The sequence below is a fragment of the Microcystis sp. M20BS1 genome, assembly GCF_020245305.1.
Lineage (GTDB): Bacteria > Cyanobacteriota > Cyanobacteriia > Cyanobacteriales > Microcystaceae > Microcystis > Microcystis ichthyoblabe_A.
On sequence record NZ_JADBUZ010000224.1, the window covers coordinates 1 to 7935 of the forward strand.

At 37.3% G+C, this 7935-nt stretch carries 1 pseudogene and 1 CRISPR repeat array; the pseudogene reads right to left on the reverse strand.

The window, feature by feature from the left end:
- Nucleotides 1-194: 194 nt before the first annotated feature.
- Nucleotides 195-7739: a CRISPR direct-repeat array (repeat unit 37 nt; unit sequence GTTTCAATCCCTAGTAGGGTTTAAGATTAATTGGAAC).
- 58 nt (nt 7740-7797) lie between these two features.
- Nucleotides 7798-7935: pseudogene (locus IM507_RS23750) on the reverse strand (IS30 family transposase); the annotation flags it as partial.

A 7935-nucleotide genomic window follows, 5' to 3' on the forward strand; every position in this document is an offset into this window, starting at 1 on the left:
GCAAATAGGTGCAAGAATGAAAATTGTGGGAGCACAATGGAAAGCAGAGAATGTTCCTCAGTATTTGAAGCTACGTTGTGCTTATCTCAACGGCGATATTGCCTGAGTATTTTTACTCATTGCAAAACTGGGATGCTCCCGTTTAAGATTAATTGAAACGAGCTTACCGACAATCTCGCAGCCAAGCAATTCTTGTTTCAATCCCTAATAGGGTTTAAGATTAATTGGAACGGGTTAGAGCAGTTCGCCGGAAGCTATGGGTGCTGTTTCAATCCCTAATAGGGTTTAAGATTAATTGGAACGTTCAGAAATTCTAGACTTTCAGAATGCCACTTTGTTTCAATCCCTAATAGGGTTTAAGATTAATTGGAACAAACTGTCCATCAGAATAGCTAACCTTGCCCATGTTTCAATCCCTAATAGGGTTTAAGATTAATTGGAACCATCGCTCATCATTTCACTTAATTGCGCTGGATTGTTTCAATCCCTAATAGGGTTTAAGATTAATTGGAACTTTGTCGGCAGCTTTCGGGCCAATCCCGCCGATTGTTTCAATCCCTAATAGGGTTTAAGATTAATTGGAACGCATAGGCTTGTCTCATCCCCTTCATCTTTGCAGTGTTTCAATCCCTAATAGGGTTTAAGATTAATTGGAACACCGGTGAGACTTTTCCTATATGGCGCGGGATCGATGTTTCAATCCCTAATAGGGTTTAAGATTAATTGGAACCCCTAGACTTGAAATAATTCTCAATGATTACATCGTTTCAATCCCTAATAGGGTTTAAGATTAATTGGAACTCCCCTCCTAAATAGGAGGAAAAAAAGATGGAAAGTTTCAATCCCTAATAGGGTTTAAGATTAATTGGAACATCTGTGTCTATACTGTCTAGCTGTTGGCTATCCGTTTCAATCCCTAATAGGGTTTAAGATTAATTGGAACAATACCACTTAGTGCGATCGCCTCTCTCTAAAACCTGTTTCAATCCCTAATAGGGTTTAAGATTAATTGGAACATAAGCAGGTTATTTCTCTCTTAAAATCAACGGGGTTGTTTCAATCCCTAATAGGGTTTAAGATTAATTGGAACCCTCTCTTTTATTTATATCAGTAATCCCCGAAAAAGTTTCAATCCCTAATAGGGTTTAAGATTAATTGGAACTCGAAGGAATCAAGGAGATAGATTGATTATTTGGTTTCAATCCCTAATAGGGTTTAAGATTAATTGGAACGCCATCAAAATTAAATCGCATAGTTAAATTCCCCTTGTTTCAATCCCTAATAGGGTTTAAGATTAATTGGAACACGCCCTTTTTTGGTGATCACAGGAACTTTGGTTGTTTCAATCCCTAATAGGGTTTAAGATTAATTGGAACAATGAATCAGAATATCTATATCTAAAGCGCGAATTAGGTTTCAATCCCTAATAGGGTTTAAGATTAATTGGAACTTATGTTAAACTTTTGTGAAGTTCCCAAAAATCACGTTTCAATCCCTAATAGGGTTTAAGATTAATTGGAACAGTTCGCCGGAAGCTGTGGGTACTGATTCCTTTAGTTTCAATCCCTAATAGGGTTTAAGATTAATTGGAACTCTTTTCCCCTAACCCAATCAGGGTAAGGGTTTTGTTTCAATCCCTAATAGGGTTTAAGATTAATTGGAACATTCTGGCAAGTGATTCCACAATGGAGAATCAGGAAGTTTCAATCCCTAATAGGGTTTAAGATTAATTGGAACTGCTCGAAATTCAATCGAGCCACGGGGGGTAAATCTGTTTCAATCCCTAATAGGGTTTAAGATTAATTGGAACATTTTTGTACCAGTCATGAATAGTACAGGGTACTGTTTCAATCCCTAATAGGGTTTAAGATTAATTGGAACGTGATGATGGAGAGAATGGTTATTGTTTTATCGGGAGTTTCAATCCCTAATAGGGTTTAAGATTAATTGGAACAGTCACCAAAACTGCTAGGTATTTAGCAAATTTTGTTTCAATCCCTAATAGGGTTTAAGATTAATTGGAACTATCAGCCAAAATTATTGGCTCAAAACTAAGCGTAGCTGTTTCAATCCCTAATAGGGTTTAAGATTAATTGGAACAATTGGAACAATCCTGATTGGCTGGGATTTAGCCAGTTAATGTTGTTTCAATCCCTAATAGGGTTTAAGATTAATTGGAACAAATACCTTAGAGGCAAGGATAGTTTTTCTGCGTGTTTCAATCCCTAATAGGGTTTAAGATTAATTGGAACTCTTGCCAGGAGTGGCCAAATCGAATTAGCCTAGCGTTTCAATCCCTAATAGGGTTTAAGATTAATTGGAACTGGGATTCGGCAATTATTGTTACCTCTTGGTACAGTTTCAATCCCTAATAGGGTTTAAGATTAATTGGAACTCGCAATTATTCCCCGCAATTACTGAGGAAATCGGTTTCAATCCCTAATAGGGTTTAAGATTAATTGGAACAGTTGACGAATTGCGAAAACTGGTTTATCAGTTGTTTCAATCCCTAATAGGGTTTAAGATTAATTGGAACTTTCGCCCTTAAAATTTGAAAAATGAAAATTTTCTGTTTCAATCCCTAATAGGGTTTAAGATTAATTGGAACTCCTAAGATTGATGTAATTAATACAAATATTATTGTTTCAATCCCTAATAGGGTTTAATATTAATTGGAACTATTTTTAATGGTGTGATTAAGGCAATATCATCTTTGTTTCAATCCCTAATAGGGTTTAAGATTAATTGGAACAAACTCAAAGATTTATGGCTGAATGGCAATCCTGTTTCAATCCCTAATAGGGTTTAAGATTAATTGGAACGAAAAGTCTTGCTAAGTTAGTATGCAAGTAATTGTTTCAATCCCTAATAGGGTTTAAGATTAATTGGAACCTTCTACTTCCTTAATTGCAGAAGCTGTATCGGTAGTTTCAATCCCTAATAGGGTTTAAGATTAATTGGAACGGGAGCTAATGGTGGGGGGGGAGGGACAAAAGCAGTTTCAATCCCTAATAGGGTTTAAGATTAATTGGAACGGGTATCGATCGCCTCATCGATCGCGCCTAATTGGTTTCAATCCCTAATAGGGTTTAAGATTAATTGGAACCTGTTAACGAGTTACTGCTATGAGTCTAAAATCGTTTCAATCCCTAATAGGGTTTAAGATTAATTGGAACCTGAGATATCGAGGTATAAATCGTCAAGCATTGACGTTTCAATCCCTAATAGGGTTTAAGATTAATTGGAACGATATAGCAAGGGTTTTAGACTGGTATATAAGAATGTTTCAATCCCTAATAGGGTTTAAGATTAATTGGAGCCTGATTTTATAAAAAAGAATCCTCAATTTGCTGAAGTTTCAATCCCTAATAGGGTTTAAGATTAATTGGAGCCTGATAAGATACTCTTATCTTACACTACTTTACAAAAGTTTCAATCCCTAATAGGGTTTAAGATTAATTGGAGCTTGGTTACTTTTAGCATCTCAAGGGACTATCATCCACGTTTCAATCCCTAATAGGGTTTAAGATTAATTGGAGCCATTTTTTGGAGTTCATCCAGTCTTAAGTAAAGAGACTCGTTTCAATCCCTAATAGGGTTTAAGATTAATTGGAGCTATGGGAGAATGTCATAAGATAAGATCAAGTAAATAGTTTCAATCCCTAATAGGGTTTAAGATTAATTGGAGCAGGAGCGATAGCCCGATTAAATCCATCGGTAATATGTTTCAATCCCTAATAGGGTTTAAGATTAATTGGAGCAACTCGACTATCCATCCGTATTCGTGAGTTAGAAGGTTTCAATCCCTAATAGGGTTTAAGATTAATTGGAGCGAGACTCAACTTCTTTAATTACAAGCTTTGCCTTGTTTCAATCCCTAATAGGGTTTAAGATTAATTGGAGCCCCATTTGCTAATTATCTAGATTCCAAACTTTTTGTTTCAATCCCTAATAGGGTTTAAGATTAATTGGAGCACTTTTCCTTTAATCCATATAGAGTATTTTCCTGTTTCAATCCCTAATAGGGTTTAAGATTAATTGGAGCAAAATACTTAGAAGTATTCTATAAAGATTCAACCGGTTTCAATCCCTAATAGGGTTTAAGATTAATTGGAGCCTGGGTGATCGGAGTCTTGGGGTGACTCAAGGGTGTTTCAATCCCTAATAGGGTTTAAGATTAATTGGAGCAATCGCTGACATTCTCTAACCTTATCTGGTATCCGGTTTCAATCCCTAATAGGGTTTAAGATTAATTGGAGCAAGCTTTAGATACCGAAAAAATACAGAAGAGCTTGTTTCAATCCCTAATAGGGTTTAAGATTAATTGGAGCTAGTGCTGCAAACTCGGAGGAATCCAAAGAATTGAAGAGCTTGTTTCAATCCCTAATAGGGTTTAAGATTAATTGGAGCCCTAGGATCGCCTTGGCGACAGTAGGATCGCCAGGTTTCAATCCCTAATAGGGTTTAAGATTAATTGGAGCGAATAGAAAAAATAGAAAATCGCTTCGATGATTGGTTTCAATCCCTAATAGGGTTTAAGATTAATTGGAGCTAAATAAAGATAGCCCCTTAATCGCTAATCCTTTGTTTCAATCCCTAATAGGGTTTAAGATTAATTGGAGCGAGGGATTCCCCTGCTTTGTCGGGATTGGTCAAAGTTTCAATCCCTAATAGGGTTTAAGATTAATTGGAGCAATAAAAGCATGAAACTCAATAGGAGTAAAACTTATGTTTCAATCCCTAATAGGGTTTAAGATTAATTGGAGCATCTCTTCAGGGGTATAAATTCCCCCAGTTCTTGTAGTTTCAATCCCTAGTAGGGTTTAAGATTAATTGGAACGTATTCATAAGTAGCCAGATCAATTTCCCCGGAAGTTTCAATCCCTAGTAGGGTTTAAGATTAATTGGAACTAAATATAATCTCGTCTGGTTGGCTCCAATCCCCTGTTTCAATCCCTAGTAGGGTTTAAGATTAATTGGAACTCCGATTCTAATAATGAGATTCGAGTCGCCAACATGTTTCAATCCCTAGTAGGGTTTAAGATTAATTGGAACTAGCTCCGGCTTCGGCACTGCCAGTCACCGAAGTTGTTTCAATCCCTAGTAGGGTTTAAGATTAATTGGAACACGGATATTCCTGCTAGTACCATTAACTATTGGCATGTTTCAATCCCTAGTAGGGTTTAAGATTAATTGGAACTCTCCTCAGTAATTGCGGGGAATAATTGCGATTCTGTTTCAATCCCTAGTAGGGTTTAAGATTAATTGGAACACTACCGAAGAATTAGGGATAGGGAAAGAACGAGTCAGTTTCAATCCCTAGTAGGGTTTAAGATTAATTGGAACTTTGTAGTAGAGGGTGATTATAAAGAAAGATACGGGTTTCAATCCCTAGTAGGGTTTAAGATTAATTGGAACTAATTATTGCTGATAACTGATAGCCAAAATTAAACTATTGTTTCAATCCCTAGTAGGGTTTAAGATTAATTGGAACACCTTTTTATGTGTTATCATGGGGTAAGGATTGAGTTTCAATCCCTAGTAGGGTTTAAGATTAATTGGAACTACTTAGTCAAGCATCCCCTAGTAGTTCGTGATTTGTTTCAATCCCTAGTAGGGTTTAAGATTAATTGGAACCCTTTTGTAAATCCTTTGGGGCGGAACACAGAAAAGTTTCAATCCCTAGTAGGGTTTAAGATTAATTGGAACCCGGGCTGACCGGGATCGCCTTTTGGTCCTTGAAAGTTTCAATCCCTAGTAGGGTTTAAGATTAATTGGAACAGATCAGATAAATTATCACTTGCAGTTCGGCTGTGTGTAGTGTTTCAATCCCTAGTAGGGTTTAAGATTAATTGGAACGCGGATCTAAGAAGTGGAGGCCGTCCGATACTCAAGTTTCAATCCCTAGTAGGGTTTAAGATTAATTGGAACCTGAATGCCTGTAATCAAGATATAGCAAGGGTTTTAAGTTTCAATCCCTAGTAGGGTTTAAGATTAATTGGAACAAGGGAAGGGGAAGGGGGAAGGGGGGAAGCGATCGAAGTTTCAATCCCTAGTAGGGTTTAAGATTAATTGGAACAATCCCATTGCCACTGCGAGATGTGGCGGCAAATGTTTCAATCCCTAGTAGGGTTTAAGATTAATTGGAACCCAACTTGCTTTCTCAAATAAGCAATTATCGACTTGTTTCAATCCCTAGTAGGGTTTAAGATTAATTGGAACGTTCTTGAAAGTCGGTTAGGAACCCGATCGCATTAAGTTTCAATCCCTAGTAGGGTTTAAGATTAATTGGAACTGGAACAATCCCATTGCCACTGCGAGATGTGGCGGCAAATGTTTCAATCCCTAGTAGGGTTTAAGATTAATTGGAACCTTGCCGGGGAGTTAGCCCCCGACAAAGTGAGATGTTTCAATCCCTAGTAGGGTTTAAGATTAATTGGAACTCGATGGTTTCGAGTCGCGATCGAAAGCGATCGCGTTTCAATCCCTAGTAGGGTTTAAGATTAATTGGAACGGAAACAACATAACTCAATCTGAGGGGACTTTTAGTTTCAATCCCTAGTAGGGTTTAAGATTAATTGGAACCCGGTGGTCCAGGTAGCCCAGGTTCTCCTTTGATAAAGTTTCAATCCCTAGTAGGGTTTAAGATTAATTGGAACCTCTTTTTAGATGTCTCCTACGTTTTGCTTCCAAGTTTCAATCCCTAGTAGGGTTTAAGATTAATTGGAACGCGGAAAAGGTGGTTAGCACGATGGTCAACGGCCGTTTCAATCCCTAGTAGGGTTTAAGATTAATTGGAACTTCCAGTTTCGATATTGATTTGGCCTTTTTGCTTCGTTTCAATCCCTAGTAGGGTTTAAGATTAATTGGAACGAAATGCTATTAATCAAACTAATTACTCGCTGAGAGTTTCAATCCCTAGTAGGGTTTAAGATTAATTGGAACAATCTTGGAGTTTGGTTCCCTCTACTTTTTTCTCAGGGTTTCAATCCCTAGTAGGGTTTAAGATTAATTGGAACATGGTAATTAATCCTAAATGGAGAGTAGAAGTAAAGTTTCAATCCCTAGTAGGGTTTAAGATTAATTGGAACATTGTGGCTGTTATTTTGTTTTTTCTAATTCCAGGTTTCAATCCCTAGTAGGGTTTAAGATTAATTGGAACCTCTTAGCACCCGCCGCTTTATCAATAGCCTTACTGTTTCAATCCCTAGTAGGGTTTAAGATTAATTGGAACCTTAATGATTATCTTACGACCGCTTCCCCGAACGAATGTTTCAATCCCTAGTAGGGTTTAAGATTAATTGGAACATTAGGCAGCAATGCCTATAATCCAGCGACCCGGTTTCAATCCCTAGTAGGGTTTAAGATTAATTGGAACATCAGCACTGCCAAGACAAAGCAGAAGACCTTGCATTGTTTCAATCCCTAGTAGGGTTTAAGATTAATTGGAACGAATACTCAATCAAGCACGTGATCGCGAATGCGCGTTTCAATCCCTAGTAGGGTTTAAGATTAATTGGAACATCCCAGGATATTGATTAATCCCCTTAGGATTGTGGTTTCAATCCCTAGTAGGGTTTAAGATTAATTGGAACGTGAAAAAAAAGCAGAAATGGCTGAGTATGTGGCTGTTTCAATCCCTAGTAGGGTTTAAGATTAATTGGAACTTGTTTATCCAAACCGTCAAAAAATTTGGAATCTAGTTTCAATCCCTAGTAGGGTTTAAGATTAATTGGAACTGTTTCATTCACATTCACCTCTTTATAATACCATGTTTCAATCCCTAATAGGGCTAATTCAAGTCTGAATTGCATCACTGTCTGATCTACCTTTATAGAATACCTCATTCGGGGTACGATAGTCAAGACATTTTCGAGGACGATTGTTAATCAAGTTTACGGCTCTTTCCACCTCCTCTGGCTTAACGATTTTAAA